Origin of the sequence: Bacillus sp. JKS001846 (assembly GCF_900176455.1) — a bacterium.
Taxonomy (GTDB): Bacteria; Bacillota; Bacilli; order Bacillales; family Bacillaceae_G; genus Bacillus_A; species Bacillus_A cereus.
In genome coordinates, this window is the sequence record NZ_FWYG01000001.1 from 3,193,014 (window position 1) to 3,205,973 (window position 12,960).

Genomic DNA, 12,960 nt, shown 5'->3' on the forward strand with positions numbered 1-12,960 from the left:
TTTTTTTATCATTTGGATGTGCCTTTCAAATTAAATTTCGTAACAGCCTATTAAAATAACGCTTTTATTGAATTTCATCCTTAACAAAATTTAATTACTCCAATGAATAAACATGCCACAGTATCGTATTTTAATAAAAACTATAAAACAGACATACTTAACACTAATAGTAGAATTTTTCTTCTTCATCAAATTCACTTCTTTTCTTTTTATAAACATAAAAAAGGATCTCTATTTATATAGAGATCCTTTCTAACTTTATAATTTACTAGACTGTAACCCCTGAATAAACGGAACTACTTCAGGATTTACAAGCGATGATAAATCACCTAACTCTTTTCCTAAGTAAGCTGCTTTAATAACACGGCGCATTACTTTAGAGTTACGTGTTTTCGGTAAATCTTCTACAACGTGGATGTCTTTAGGACACAACGCTTTTCCAATATGAGAGTTTACTAAACTCATTAATTCTTTCTTTAATTCTCCTGTGAATGTTACATGATCTCTTAATACTACAAAACAATGACAAACTTCACCTTTTACTTCGTCAGGTACACCAATTGCAGCAGCTTCAATTACATCGTTATGTTTCACAAGAATAGATTCATATTCAGCAGGTCCAATACGTTTACCTGCAATATTTAACGTATCGTCTGAACGCCCTGTGATGATATATTGTTCACCATCGTAAATGACCCAGTCACCGTGGACCCATTTATTTTCAAAACGTGACCAATATGTGTTCACGTAACGTTCATCATCTTCCCAGAAGCTTTTCGTCATACCTACCCAAGGTTTCTCTAAGCATAATTCTCCGACTTCATCTCGAATTGGTTTACCTTGATCATCCAGTACGACAGCTGCCATTCCTGGTAAAGATGCGTTAAAACTAATCGGTGCGATTGGCTTAATAAGAACATTACCGAAAATCCCACCAGAGATTTCAGTTCCACCTGAGTAGTTACAGATTGGAACATTTCCTTTTCCAACTGTTTCAAACAGCCACATCCATGGATCAGGATTCCAAGGTTCTCCTGTTGATGCGAATACTTCCAAACTCTTTAAAGAATGTTTATTGACATACTCATCACCTTTTGCCATTAATGCTCGGATTAACGTTGGCGAAATACCTAGATGAGTAATTTCATATTTATCAACTGTCTCCCATAACCGGTCTGCTTCTGGGAAGTCTGGAACACCTTCGTACATAACCATCGTTGCTCCATTAATGAGTGAACCGAATAATAGAAATGGCCCCATCATCCAGCCCATATCAGTTACCCATAATACACGATCACCTTGTTTAATATTCATTCCAAATCCTGCATCAAAGGCTGCTTTCAAAGGAAATCCTGCATGCGTGTGTACTGTTCCTTTCGGCTTACCAGTCGTTCCTGATGTATAAATGAGCATTAATGGATCATCGCTTTGCATTTCTTCGGCATGTATGAATGGTTTTTCTTTTTCTAGCGTACTCCACGAAAAGTCATAGTTATGTGGTGTAAAATCATTTCCTGCATGACGAACGATTACCACTTTTTCAACAGTTGGGCAATGTTCACAAGCTTTATCTACTTCATCTTTTAAAGAAACAATTTTACCTCGGCGTGAAAATCCATCTGCGGTAATAATCATTTTTGAACCTGCCGCTTGCACACGTGTCATAACTGCATCAGACGCAAAGCCTGAGAATATTGGTGAAATAATTGCTCCAATTTTCATTACAGCTAGCATCGCAACAACTGTTTCTGGAATCATTGGCATATAAATTGTTACACGGTCACCTTTTTCAATACCCGCGTGTTTCAAACCATTGGCAACACGGCTTACCCAGTTATCAAGCTCTTCATATGTAAATGATTTTGAAGTTCCATTTTCCCCTTCATACTGAAGTGCTGGCTGTATTCTCGTCTCTTCATCCGCAAGCCAGCGGGATAAAGCTGATTCTACAACGTTACATGTTCCGCCATTATACCACTGTGCAAACGGTGTACCATTTTCTAAATCTAATACTTCTGTATAAGGTTTCATCCATTGATAGCCAACTGCTTTTTCTGCCTCTCCCCAAAACCAAGCTGTTTCCTCAATAGATTTATTATAAAAAGTTTCATAATCTTCATATCCCAATGATTTCATCCAACCATATAAACGTGTTTTTTCCTTGTACTCTTCTGTTGGAAACCAAACTGCTTGTTTCAATGTTTTCCCCTCCTTAACTTTTTGAGCAAGAAAGCCCTAAATAGGGCTTTTAAACTGGATATACAGGATGTTTACGATCCGTGAATACTTGATATTTACTCATATACATTTCGAAACGTCCTTTTAACTCTTCACGTAAATTGTTTGGATGAACAATACCATCAATCACCATCTCTGATGCTAAGTGGTATATATCAATATCTTTCTTATACTCTTCACGTTTTTCAGCAATGAAGCTAGCACGCTCTTCTTCTGGTAAAGCTGCAATTTTATTTGCATATACAGCATTAACCGCAGCTTCTGGACCCATTACCGCAATAGAGGCTGTCGGTAATGCCAGACAGCAATCTGGTTCAAATGCTGGACCTGCCATCGCATATAAACCAGCGCCATATGCTTTACGAACAACGATAGAAATCTTCGGTACAGTTGCTTCACTCATTGCAGAAATCATTTTTGCACCGTGGCGAATAATACCGGCACGCTCTACTTTTGTACCAATCATAAATCCTGGTACATCCGCAAGGAATAATAATGGAATATGATATGCATCGCATAAATTAATAAACTTAGCAGCTTTATCAGCTGAATCGTGGAATAATACGCCGCCCTTCATACGCGGCTGATTTGCAATAATACCAACTGGCTTACCATCAATACGTGCTAAGCCTGTAATTAGCTCTTGAGCAAATAATTTTTTTACTTCATAGAATGAACCTTCATCAATAACTCTATTAATGAGATCTTTCATATTGAAAGGAGCATTTTGATTTTCTGGAATGATTTGTTCTAACGTTTTATCGAATTGCTTCGGTTCTTGAGGTGTAACCAATGGAGTCTTTTCTAAGTAGTTGTTTGGAAAATATGAAATGTATTGTCTTGCTTGTGTAATCGCATCTTCTTCTGTCTTACATAAAACATCTCCGCATCCTGATACAGAGCAATGCATACGAGCTCCGCCCATCTCTTCTAAAGTTACCTTCTCACCGATAACCATCTCAGCCATACGAGGAGATCCTAAATACATAGATGCATTTCCCTCTACCATCATTACAACGTCACAAAAGGCTGGAATATACGCACCACCAGCTGCAGAAGGTCCAAATAACAAGCATACTTGAGGAACTTTACCTGATAACTTTACTTGATTATAGAAGATTCTTCCTGCACCGCGGCGCCCTGGGAACATTTCTACTTGATCTGTAATACGCGCTCCAGCAGAGTCAACTAAATAAAATAACGGAACACGTAGTTTTTCAGCTGTTTCTTGAATACGTAAAATCTTTTCAACTGTGCGTGATCCCCATGATCCAGCTTTTACAGTAGAATCATTGGCCATTACACACGCAGTACGACCATGTATTTTACCCGTTGCCGTTACAACGCCATCCGCAGGTAAGCCTGTTTGTTCACAGTTAGCAAATAATGCATCTTCTACATATTCGCCATTATCAAATAGAAGCGCTAAACGATCTCGAACAAATAATTTTCCTTTTGCTTTATTTTGCTCATGATATTTCGGTGCGCCGCCTTGTTTAATTGTTTCAACTCGTTCTTCAAATGAATTAGATTGTTGTTTTTGGTCTAACATATTTACTCCCCCTTATACATCGGTTTGCGTTTTTCTTTGAATGCCTGTAATCCTTCTATTCGATCTTTCGTATGGATTACACCTTCATACGCTTGTTTTTCCATTTGTAATCCGGTATGTAAATCAACTTGAATACCATTTGAAATTGCCTCTTTTGCTAATCGAACAGCAATAGGTCCATTACTAGCAATTTTCTCTGCTATTTCAATCGCTTTCTCTTCAAGTAAATTAGCTGGTACAACAAATTCTACTAAACCATATTCTTTTGCTTCTTGCGCTGAAATACGTCTACCTGTATAAATTAATTCTTTCGCTCTACCAACACCAATTAATCTCGGTAAGCGCTGTGTACCACCTGCTCCTGGTATAATTGCAAGTGTCGTTTCAGTAAGACCAAGACTTGCAGATTCAGCAGCAATTCTAAAATCACAAGCTAAACTTAATTCCGTACCACCACCAAGTGCGATTCCATTTATAGCAGCAATAACTGGCTGTGGTAATTGTTCAACCATCTCCATAGTAGTGCGAATCATACTAACAGCATGGCGAACTTGTTCTTCATTCATATCGGCACGCTCTTTTAAATCTGCACCAGCACAAAACGCTTTTTCACCCGCACCTGTTAGAATAACTACACGCGTATTGGACTCTTCACTTATTTGAGTTAATAAGTTTTGTAACTCTTCTAATAACGCTAAAGATAATGAGTTTGCTTGTCTTTCACGATATAACGAAATCTTTACAACGTGAGGTGTTACATAATCAACTGAAATGTTTTGTAATTGTAGCATCTTCTCACCTACTTATCGTTTTATGTTGAAGCGCTCTATACACATGACTCGGTAATTGGATATTTAACTTACTTTGAATAAATTGACTAGCTCGCAATAACTTTTCTTCGTCTATATTCGTTTGGACTCCTAATTTATGGAGCATATGTACTAGGTCATCAGTAGCAACATTACCTGATGCTCCTGGTGCATAAGGGCAGCCCCCGAGTCCACCACAAGAACTATCAAACGTTGTAATACCGTATTCTAATGATTTAACTACATTCGCTAGAGCCATTCCATACGTATTATGAAAATGCATGGCAAACTGCGAAGCATCATACTTCTTTAATAGGTGTTCTAATACTTGTTCTACTTGTAATGGATTCGCTACACCGATTGTATCCCCAAGAGAAACTTCATAAATGCCGTATGAAAATAGTTGATTACATAATTCGTCAACTGCTGCGACACTTATATCCCCTTCATAAGGACATCCAAATACAGTAGAAACATAGCCTCTTACCTTTTTCCCTTCGAATAATGCCTGTTTTGTTATATCTTCAATTACAACTAATGCTTCTTTGATCGATTTATTAATATTACTTTTATTATGAGATTCACTTGCTGATAAAAAAACATTCACCTCATCTACATTTTGCAAAAAAGCTCGTTCCAAACCATTTTGATTCGGAACAAGCGCAGCATATGTAACATTTGGATCCCTTTTCAGCTCAGAAAATACATCATTTGCATCCGCTAATGCAGGGACCCATTTTGGGTGAACGAATGAGGAAACTTCAACATACGACAATCCTGCTTCTGTAAGTAGTTGAATCCATTTTACTTTATCTTTTGTGCCAACAATCTTTTTTTCATTTTGTAAGCCATCACGTGGCCCGACTTCTTTAATGACAGCAAAATTAGGTAGTTTCAATTCGCTTCCCCCTATATCTCCCTATTCAATTTCTAATAATACATCTCCTTCATTTACAAAATCGCCTTCTTGCACATTAATTTTCATAACTGTGCCAGCTTCTTCTGAAATGATTGGAATTTCCATTTTCATAGATTCCAAAATGACGACATCCTGCTCTTCCTCTACTGTATCTCCTACTCCTACAACAATCTTCCAAACGTTTCCTGCCATCGATGCGTATACTTTCGTCATCATTTTTTCCCCCTTAATATTGTTAAATCTTATTTTTTAACGAGTTGTTTCGTTACAAAGCCTGTTGTATAAATACCCTCTTTGAACACTTCGTCTTCCAAAACTTGCAGTAGCATTGGCGTGTTCGTTTTAATACCTTCTACTTTTAATTCTTCTAGAGCATCATGTAATTTCGAAATTGCTTCTTCACGAGTCTCCCCATGTGCAATGACTTTCGCAATCATTGGATCATAGAAAGGTGTAATTGTTACATGATTTTCTAAGAAGTGATCAATCCGTACATTTGACGGTAATGTTAAATCTGTAATTTTCCCAGGTGACGGGAAGAATGTTTTCGGATCCTCTGCATAAATACGAGCTTCAATGGCATGACCACTACGTTTTACATCATCCTGAGTAAATGATAGTTTCTCTCCACTTGCGATAAGGAGTTGCTGTTCTACAAGGTCTAATCCCGTAATTTCTTCTGTCACTGGATGCTCTACTTGTAATCTCGTATTCATCTCTAAGAAATAGAAGTTTTTCTGATCATCTACAAGAAACTCAACTGTACCTGCATTTGTATAACCAAGTGCTTTGGCAGCTTGTACAGCAACTTCTCCCATCGCCTTTCGTGTACCTTCATCTAAAAATGGTGAAGGTGCTTCTTCGATTACTTTTTGATTTCGGCGCTGTACCGAACATTCACGCTCCCATAAATACACTGTGTTACCATGTGTATCTGCTAAAAGCTGAATTTCAATATGATGCGCATCTGCTATATATCGCTCTAAATACATTTCTCCGTTACCAAAGAAGTTTTGCGCTCTCGTTTTATTACTTTCGAACGCTTTGGTGAGCGTTTGCTCAGTTTCCATCAACTGCATACCAATGCCTCCGCCGCCTGCGGATGCCTTAAGCATTAATGGATAACCAATTTGTTTTGCAATTTCAATTGCTTCTTCAGCAGTTTCAATATTTGTAGTAATACCTGGGACTACTGGGACATCTGCTGCTTGCATTGCGATACGTGATTCGATTTTACTTCCCATCTTCGTAATGATTTCTTCTGAAGGACCGATAAATACGATACCTTCTTCTTTGCAACGAACCGGAAAAGACGGATTCTCTGATAATAAACCATAACCCGGATGAATCGCTTCTGCATTTGTCTTCTTAGCTATTTCAATAATTTTTTCAAGGTTTAAATAACTTTCTTGAACACGCGGTCCACCTACTAAGTAAGCTTCATTTGCCATCTTCACATGAAGGGCATTTTCATCTGCTTCAGAATAAATAGCAACAGTGCGTATGCCAAGTTTTTGACAAGTTTTCATAATACGAACAGCAATTTCCCCGCGATTCGCAATTAATATTTTTTGAAACATAGTGATTCCTCCCTTTTATCTACATCCTAAATGTCTAGCAATTACGAGACGTTGAATTTCAGAAGTTCCTTCACCAATTTCTAATAGTTTCGCATCACGAATATGTCGTTCAACTTCATATTCACGCATATAACCATATCCACCATGAATCTGTACTGCTTGATTCGCAATACGGCTTGCTGCTTCCGATGCAAATAGTTTTGCCATTGCCGCTTCTTTGCCGAAAGGTTTATCATTATCTTTTAACCAAGCTGCTTTATGTACTAAATTGCGTGCTAGCTCTACTTCAGTCGCCATATCAGCTAATTTAAATTGAATCGCTTGGAAATTAGAGATTGACTTTCCAAATTGTTGACGTTCTTTCGCATATTGCAATGCACGTTCAAAGGCTGATTGCGCAATACCAACTGCCAATGCTGCGATTGAAATACGTCCTCCATCAAGTGTATATAAAAATTGTTTAAAACCTTTATTTACATCACCAAGAATATTTTCTTTCGGTACACGAACACCATCAAGTACGATTTCACAAGTATTAGAAGCGCGAACGCCCATTTTATCGTAAGGACTAGAAATCGTTAATCCTTCACTAGTAGTAGGTACGATAAATGCTGAAATGCGTTTTCTACCATTCTCTTCAACACCGTTGACAGCGGTTACAATAATGGTATTTGCATACTCTGCGTTTGTAATCCAACACTTCTCACCACTGATTACATACTCATCGCCATCTAGTACCGCTTTCGTTTGAGTACCACCTGCATCTGATCCAGCATTCGGCTCCGTTAATCCGAAGGCACCTAATGTTTTACCTGACGCCATTGGAACTAAATACTTTTGTTTTTGTTCTTCTGTACCGAAATAATAAATTGGAGAAGCACCTAATGAAATTGTTGCAGCATAGCTTAAACCAGTGCCACCACAAGCGCGACCAATTTCTTCAACTGCTAACGCATACGATACAGTATCGCCACCTGAACCTCCATACTCTTCTGGGAATGGGATGCCTAATAATCCTAGTTCGCCCATTTTTTGAAATGTTTCATATGGAAACTCTGCAGTTTTGTCATAATATACAGCTTTCGGTGCGATTTCCTTTTCAGCAAAGTCACGTACCATTTCTTTAATCATTTGTTTTTCGCGAGTTAGAGTAAATTCCATTCCGCTACACACCCCTTATCGAATATTGAGTTTCGACAGCGTGCGAGTTTCTACTACAAACATAACAACTTAAAAGACAAGAACATTAGTTAGACAATTGCTATAATTCTGTCATAACTTAATTTTAAAACAGATTCTGTACTAATGCACAAAAAAATTCCTACATTGTTCTACAACAACATAGGATATTTTGTGTCGAATTATGTAATTTATTGTTTAATAATCTCTACCTTTTCCCGAATCAGAAATTTCTACTAATGCTTCAGGGTATGGTTCGAAATACGTTTGTCTTAATAAATACTTTTCATCAAATCGAATGGCCCATGATTTTAAAATTGTAAGTAAACTACTAAGTGGTATTTTCTTTTCTGCATACTTTTGTAACAGTTCTATAAAATGATCTTTTTCTTGTTTTTTTAGCTTTGTTTTAAAGTATCCAAAAATGTGCTCGCATACATTTACATTCGATGTATAGCGGGGGGTGCGCATAAATAATTCATATAAAGTCTTCTCATAGTTTTCAAATACAACTTCAATCTTTTCATTTTTGTGATTTGCAATTATACGCCCTAATTCCTTTTGTTTCACTTGATTATATGCCATAAATAAATATTTATTGTCCGACTGAAACGATACAAGGTCTTTCATATTTTTATTATGTTTAATCATTTTGTAATATGCGATTGTAAATAGTCTTGTAAAGAAATGCTCTCTAATAATAAAATTCGACAATCTGCCTTCCTCTTCAATAGGAAGATGCGAAAATTTTTTTACTACTACTCCGCCAAATAAGCCCGATCCTTTTCCCTTTGCTGGCGCTTTTTCAAAACCAGAATAAATTTTCACATCACGCGTACCACAACTTGGTGAACGATTCTTTAAAATAAAACCATCCACATCCGATATCGTTTGTAAAAAGTCATTTGAAAACTGCTCCATTTTTTCAGTTACATCTTCTCGTGTCGACGGTTGCACAAGTCTGTTCTCACCATTTTCTTCTACAATTCGTATCGTTTCACGAGGAGTTCCCAATCCAATCTCCACTTCTGGACAAACAGGTATAAATGTAACAAATGGCTGCAAATTTCGTATTGTTACATCTGGAATCATCTCTCCATTATATCGACAAGCATCAAATTCTAAACATTTACTTACGACGATTGTAGGTTTTGCAAATTGCCGCATCTCATTACCTCCTTAGTGCTAGTCCGTATACTATAAATTGTACTAAGATTAACATTTTAAGCAAAGTTTGATTCATTTATTTTTATGAGAAATATATATCCAATAATATATTAACAATCATTCAACTCTATTTTCAATAAATGTGCGCCCTATTATACTGGTTTAGATATTGTGAAATGAATAATACACAGATGCTCCGGAGAAATTAATGATTAAGAAAGGAGGGAATTGTTATGAAAAAGAAATTATCATCTATTTTAAGTGTTTTAGCACTCTCTATTATGCTTTTAGGTACATCTGCGCAAGCTGAATACGATGGAAATAATATGAATAGAGTGAATAACACTGATATTTCAACTCGAGTAAATGACAATAATTTAGACAGAGTTAATAATGATGTAAGAACTCGAAATGTAAATACAACAAATGATTTAAATGATAATCGTGATAGAAATAATAATTGGGCTTGGCTTGGTTTATTAGGACTAGCAGGATTATTAGGTCTTAGAAGAAGAGACAAAGAAACACGCTGATTTAGAATGTTTTTAATAAACAAGTACTTATTTATCAAAAATATATAACGAAAATAAATCGCCTTTTTAAAGGCGATTTATTTTTACTTAAAAAGTAATATATGTCATTCACACTTCGACGATTAAATTCGTGGAGTTAATCCATACAATATAAATTGAATCGTATTTTCAATTTCTGCTTCATCATTCCATTTTTCTTCAGGTAATAATAAAAATCGTGTTAATAATAAACCTAATACAGCTGATAAAGTAAGACGTAGTACGGAAGATGGTGGTATCTCAATAATCTCTCCTTCTTCTTGAAATTTCACAATCAACTTTTTGAAATGTGAAAACAGTTCTGTTTCTACTAATTGCTGTATTTCATTTTTTAGTTCTGGTTGAAATGGTACTTCTTGAATTAATATTTTTATCATAGGAAAGTGTTTTTGAGCAAATTTAAATCTATTATGAATTACAACTCTTAAAAGTCCTTCATACGATTCATACTCTGATTTAAATATTTCTTTTGCAAAGGTTTGTACGAAAAATGGTGCAACGAACTTAGTTAAAGTTGGCATTACGACCGCTAGTAATAAATCTTTTTTCGTCTTATAGTAGCGGAAGATGGTTCCTTCCGCTACACCAGCACGCTTTGCAATTTCACTTGTTGAAGTTGAAGCGTATCCTTTTTCTCCAAACATATCAACAGCCGCCTCTAATATTCGCATTTGACGTTCATTTCGTTTATCCGTATTAGTTGCAGCTATTAATTCCTCCAGCCAATCCTTCTGCATTTATAAAGCTCCTTTTTGTCATTATTATATTTTGCGATGTTTCTTTAAAGCAAATACATTTCCTACTGCAAATAATAGTGAAAAAAGTAATAATACAGTAAGATCTAATGCAATCTCTGTAAACCCTTGATTCCGAATCATCACTTGTCTCATTGCGTCAGCGCCGTATGTGAGTGGAAATACTTTCCCTAACATTTGTAGCCACTTATTCATAGATTCCATTGGAAACAATCCAGAAAAGAAGATTTGTGGCACAATAACAAGCGGTATAAATTGAATCATTTGAAATTCATTATTTGCGTATGCCGATAAAAACGTACCTAATGTTAGTGCAGTTAAAGAGAGCATACATGTAATAAGTAGCGTTAGCCATATGGAGCCAGCTACGTATAAATCTAAAATATAAACGGAAAAGCTTACGATAATAATGGATTGTATAAAGGCAAAGATTCCAAAACCAATAATATAACCTGCGACTATTTCCCATCTTCTTACTGGGGTGGATAATAACCTTTCTAGCGTACCACTTAAACGTTCTCTTACGAAAGATACACCTGATAATATAAATACAAAGAAAAATGTAAAGAAACCAATTAATACAGGACCAAGCCCATCAAACATCGTAAAGTCTTTAGAGCCATGTAAATAATTTACTTCAGGTTTCATAATCGATACATCATTCTTCTCTGTGCTTTTTTGCAATACTTGAAGTACAGCACGATTTTTTGACGAATCACTACCTTCCAACAGAAGTTTCATTTTTCCATTCTCTATTCGAAATACTGCATCTACCTTTTGTTTTTCCAACTCAGAAATCGCCTTTTCCTTACTGTATTCATAAATTGACGCTTCTTGATTTTTCATCACTTTTACTATTTGAGCGGGCATATCAACAACAGCAATTTGCGGTATATAGTCTTTCTGTGTAAACACTAGTGACAAAAGCCAAAGTAATAACATCGGCGCTCCAAACATCATTGCTAACGAACGCTTATCTCGAAAAAATTGACGAATAATACGTATAATTACACCAGTAACTCTCATGATGGCACCACCTCTTCTAGCAAAAAGACATCTTCAATCCGTCCAGATGACACGCGTTTTTTCAATTCTTCAGTTGTTCCAACCGCAACTAGTTTCCCTTCTCTAATTAACCCTAGACGCTCACAAAATTCAGCTTCATCCATAATGTGCGTCGTTACAATAATCGTTGTGCCTTTCTTTTTAAGATCATAAAATTTTTCCCAAATCGTTTTTCTAAGAAGCGGATCTATCCCCACTGTAGGCTCATCTAAAATTAATATTTCTGGTTCGTGAAGGAGCGCTATTGCTAATGATAAGCGTTTTTTCATTCCACCTGAAAATTGTTGTACTTGCTTTTTCATATACTGTGACAATTGTACAAGTTCAAAAACCTCTGCAATTCTTGTCTTTTTACGTTTTCCCTTTAGTCCATACATCGTTGCTATAAAATCTGCATTTTCATATGCTGACAATTCTTCGTATAATGCATCCGCCTGGGCCATATAACCAATTCTTTTCATTTCATTTAAATTAGGCATATTAGTATTATTAACAAGCACTTCACCTTTCGTTGCCTCATTAATACCTGCAATCATTTTAATGAGCGTTGTTTTCCCCGATCCAGAAGGTCCAACAAAACCAAAAATTTCTGCTTTTTCAACTTGCAATGAAAGATTGTGTAACACTTCTTTTTTCCCAAAACTTTTTGATACAGTCCGTAAAATAATGGAAGGTTGTTGCACGTTTCATCCTCCTTTTCCAATAAAATGAGTGAGTACTCACTTTTATTTTACCCTTGCTTAATTATATGTCAAACTTCATTGATTAGTATGTATGTTCAACCAACGATATTAAACAATGAAACAGAGTCGACATTAGAATTTCATTTCCTAAAGTCGACTCTGTTTCATTTAAACTATAAATTTCACTTTACGTTTTTAAATTCATATACTTCCGAATTCTAGCAACATCTAAAGAATATTCAATAACTAATTGCTGTAACGGTAAAATAACTGTGTCAGGATATAAATGTGCATATTGTAATGTTTCTGCATATTTTTCTAACCTTTTTTCTAAATACTTTATTATTTGATCAGGATGACTTACTAATAAACATTTACAATAATAATGTATTTGTTCCTCAATCGCCGTGTATTCTTCAATTTCATATTCTTTATGCATGT

The 12,960-nt window shown here is 35.9% G+C and carries 13 protein-coding genes; 1 reads left to right on the forward strand and 12 read right to left on the reverse strand.

Features of this window, described 5'->3' with window-relative positions; all coding sequences use genetic code 11:
• Positions 1 to 258: 258 nt before the first annotated feature.
• The 8 genes from B9A45_RS17260 to B9A45_RS17295 all read right to left on the reverse strand — a co-directional run bounded on the left by B9A45_RS17260 (position 259) and on the right by B9A45_RS17295 (position 9,444).
• Positions 259 to 2,199, reverse strand: a complete 1,941-nt coding sequence (locus B9A45_RS17260; RefSeq protein ID WP_000806481.1) for an AMP-binding protein — start codon at positions 2,197 to 2,199, stop codon at positions 259 to 261.
• Between the two features lie 49 nt (positions 2,200 to 2,248).
• The gene (locus B9A45_RS17265; RefSeq protein WP_000886744.1) at positions 2,249 to 3,790 is read right to left on the reverse strand and encodes an acyl-CoA carboxylase subunit beta; all 1,542 of its coding nucleotides are present in this window, start codon (positions 3,788 to 3,790) and stop codon (positions 2,249 to 2,251) included.
• A gap of 2 nt (positions 3,791 to 3,792) precedes the next feature.
• Positions 3,793 to 4,581, reverse strand: coding sequence for an enoyl-CoA hydratase (locus B9A45_RS17270; RefSeq protein ID WP_016110025.1), 789 nt, complete (start codon positions 4,579 to 4,581; stop codon positions 3,793 to 3,795).
• A 4-nt stretch (positions 4,582 to 4,585) separates the two neighbouring features.
• Positions 4,586 to 5,497, reverse strand: a complete 912-nt coding sequence (mvaB, locus tag B9A45_RS17275) for a hydroxymethylglutaryl-CoA lyase (protein WP_000775433.1) — start codon at positions 5,495 to 5,497, stop codon at positions 4,586 to 4,588.
• A gap of 21 nt (positions 5,498 to 5,518) precedes the next feature.
• On the reverse strand, positions 5,519 to 5,734 hold the full coding sequence (locus tag B9A45_RS17280; protein WP_001987345.1) for an acetyl-CoA carboxylase biotin carboxyl carrier protein subunit: 216 nt from the start codon (positions 5,732 to 5,734) through the stop codon (positions 5,519 to 5,521).
• A gap of 26 nt (positions 5,735 to 5,760) precedes the next feature.
• Positions 5,761 to 7,098 (reverse strand): acetyl-CoA carboxylase biotin carboxylase subunit, encoded by a 1,338-nt coding sequence (locus tag B9A45_RS17285; RefSeq protein WP_000486742.1) that lies wholly within the window; start codon positions 7,096 to 7,098, stop codon positions 5,761 to 5,763.
• A gap of 15 nt (positions 7,099 to 7,113) precedes the next feature.
• Positions 7,114 to 8,259, reverse strand: coding sequence for an acyl-CoA dehydrogenase (locus B9A45_RS17290; RefSeq protein ID WP_000397282.1), 1,146 nt, complete (start codon positions 8,257 to 8,259; stop codon positions 7,114 to 7,116).
• A gap of 216 nt (positions 8,260 to 8,475) precedes the next feature.
• The gene (locus B9A45_RS17295; RefSeq protein WP_016110024.1) at positions 8,476 to 9,444 is read right to left on the reverse strand and encodes a YbgA family protein; all 969 of its coding nucleotides are present in this window, start codon (positions 9,442 to 9,444) and stop codon (positions 8,476 to 8,478) included.
• 233 nt (positions 9,445 to 9,677) lie between these two features.
• Here B9A45_RS17295 and B9A45_RS17300 point away from each other — a divergent pair, with 233 nt between their 5' ends.
• Positions 9,678 to 9,977 carry a WGxxGxxG family protein gene (locus B9A45_RS17300; protein ID WP_016110023.1) on the forward strand — a complete coding sequence of 100 codons (300 nt, stop codon included), beginning with the start codon at positions 9,678 to 9,680 and terminating at the stop codon, positions 9,975 to 9,977.
• Positions 9,978 to 10,099: 122 nt separating this feature from the next.
• Here the strand turns inward: B9A45_RS17300 and B9A45_RS17305 are convergent, their stop codons facing one another.
• The 4 genes from B9A45_RS17305 to B9A45_RS17320 form a co-directional block, all read right to left on the reverse strand.
• A complete protein-coding gene (locus tag B9A45_RS17305; protein WP_001168198.1) occupies positions 10,100 to 10,753 on the reverse strand; it encodes a TetR/AcrR family transcriptional regulator in 654 nt (217 codons plus the stop codon).
• 24 nt (positions 10,754 to 10,777) lie between these two features.
• Positions 10,778 to 11,797, reverse strand: a complete 1,020-nt coding sequence (locus B9A45_RS17310) for an ABC transporter permease (RefSeq protein ID WP_001266728.1) — start codon at positions 11,795 to 11,797, stop codon at positions 10,778 to 10,780.
• Entirely contained in the window at positions 11,794 to 12,519 is a 726-nt protein-coding gene (locus B9A45_RS17315; protein WP_001187071.1) for an ABC transporter ATP-binding protein, read from the reverse strand. Before B9A45_RS17315 ends, B9A45_RS17310 begins: the two co-directional genes overlap by 4 nt.
• A 187-nt stretch (positions 12,520 to 12,706) precedes the next feature.
• Complete coding sequence (locus tag B9A45_RS17320; protein WP_000548621.1) at positions 12,707 to 12,958, reverse strand: hypothetical protein; 252 nt, start codon at positions 12,956 to 12,958, stop codon at positions 12,707 to 12,709.
• Positions 12,959 to 12,960: the final 2 nt, after the last annotated feature.

Coding starts and splice junctions, on each gene's coding strand:
- B9A45_RS17265 (WP_000886744.1), bottom strand. CDS start 3,790: ATGTTAGACCAAAAACAACAATCTAATTCATTTGAAGAACGAGTTGAA.
- B9A45_RS17270 (WP_016110025.1), bottom strand. CDS start 4,581: ATGCTACAATTACAAAACATTTCAGTTGATTATGTAACACCTCACGTT.
- B9A45_RS17280 (WP_001987345.1), bottom strand. CDS start 5,734: ATGATGACGAAAGTATACGCATCGATGGCAGGAAACGTTTGGAAGATT.
- B9A45_RS17285 (WP_000486742.1), bottom strand. CDS start 7,098: ATGTTTCAAAAAATATTAATTGCGAATCGCGGGGAAATTGCTGTTCGT.
- B9A45_RS17290 (WP_000397282.1), bottom strand. CDS start 8,259: ATGGAATTTACTCTAACTCGCGAAAAACAAATGATTAAAGAAATGGTA.
- B9A45_RS17295 (WP_016110024.1), bottom strand. CDS start 9,444: ATGCGGCAATTTGCAAAACCTACAATCGTCGTAAGTAAATGTTTAGAA.
- B9A45_RS17300 (WP_016110023.1), top strand. CDS start 9,678: ATGAAAAAGAAATTATCATCTATTTTAAGTGTTTTAGCACTCTCTATT.
- B9A45_RS17305 (WP_001168198.1), bottom strand. CDS start 10,753: ATGCAGAAGGATTGGCTGGAGGAATTAATAGCTGCAACTAATACGGAT.
- B9A45_RS17310 (WP_001266728.1), bottom strand. CDS start 11,797: ATGAGAGTTACTGGTGTAATTATACGTATTATTCGTCAATTTTTTCGA.
- B9A45_RS17320 (WP_000548621.1), bottom strand. CDS start 12,958: ATGCATAAAGAATATGAAATTGAAGAATACACGGCGATTGAGGAACAA.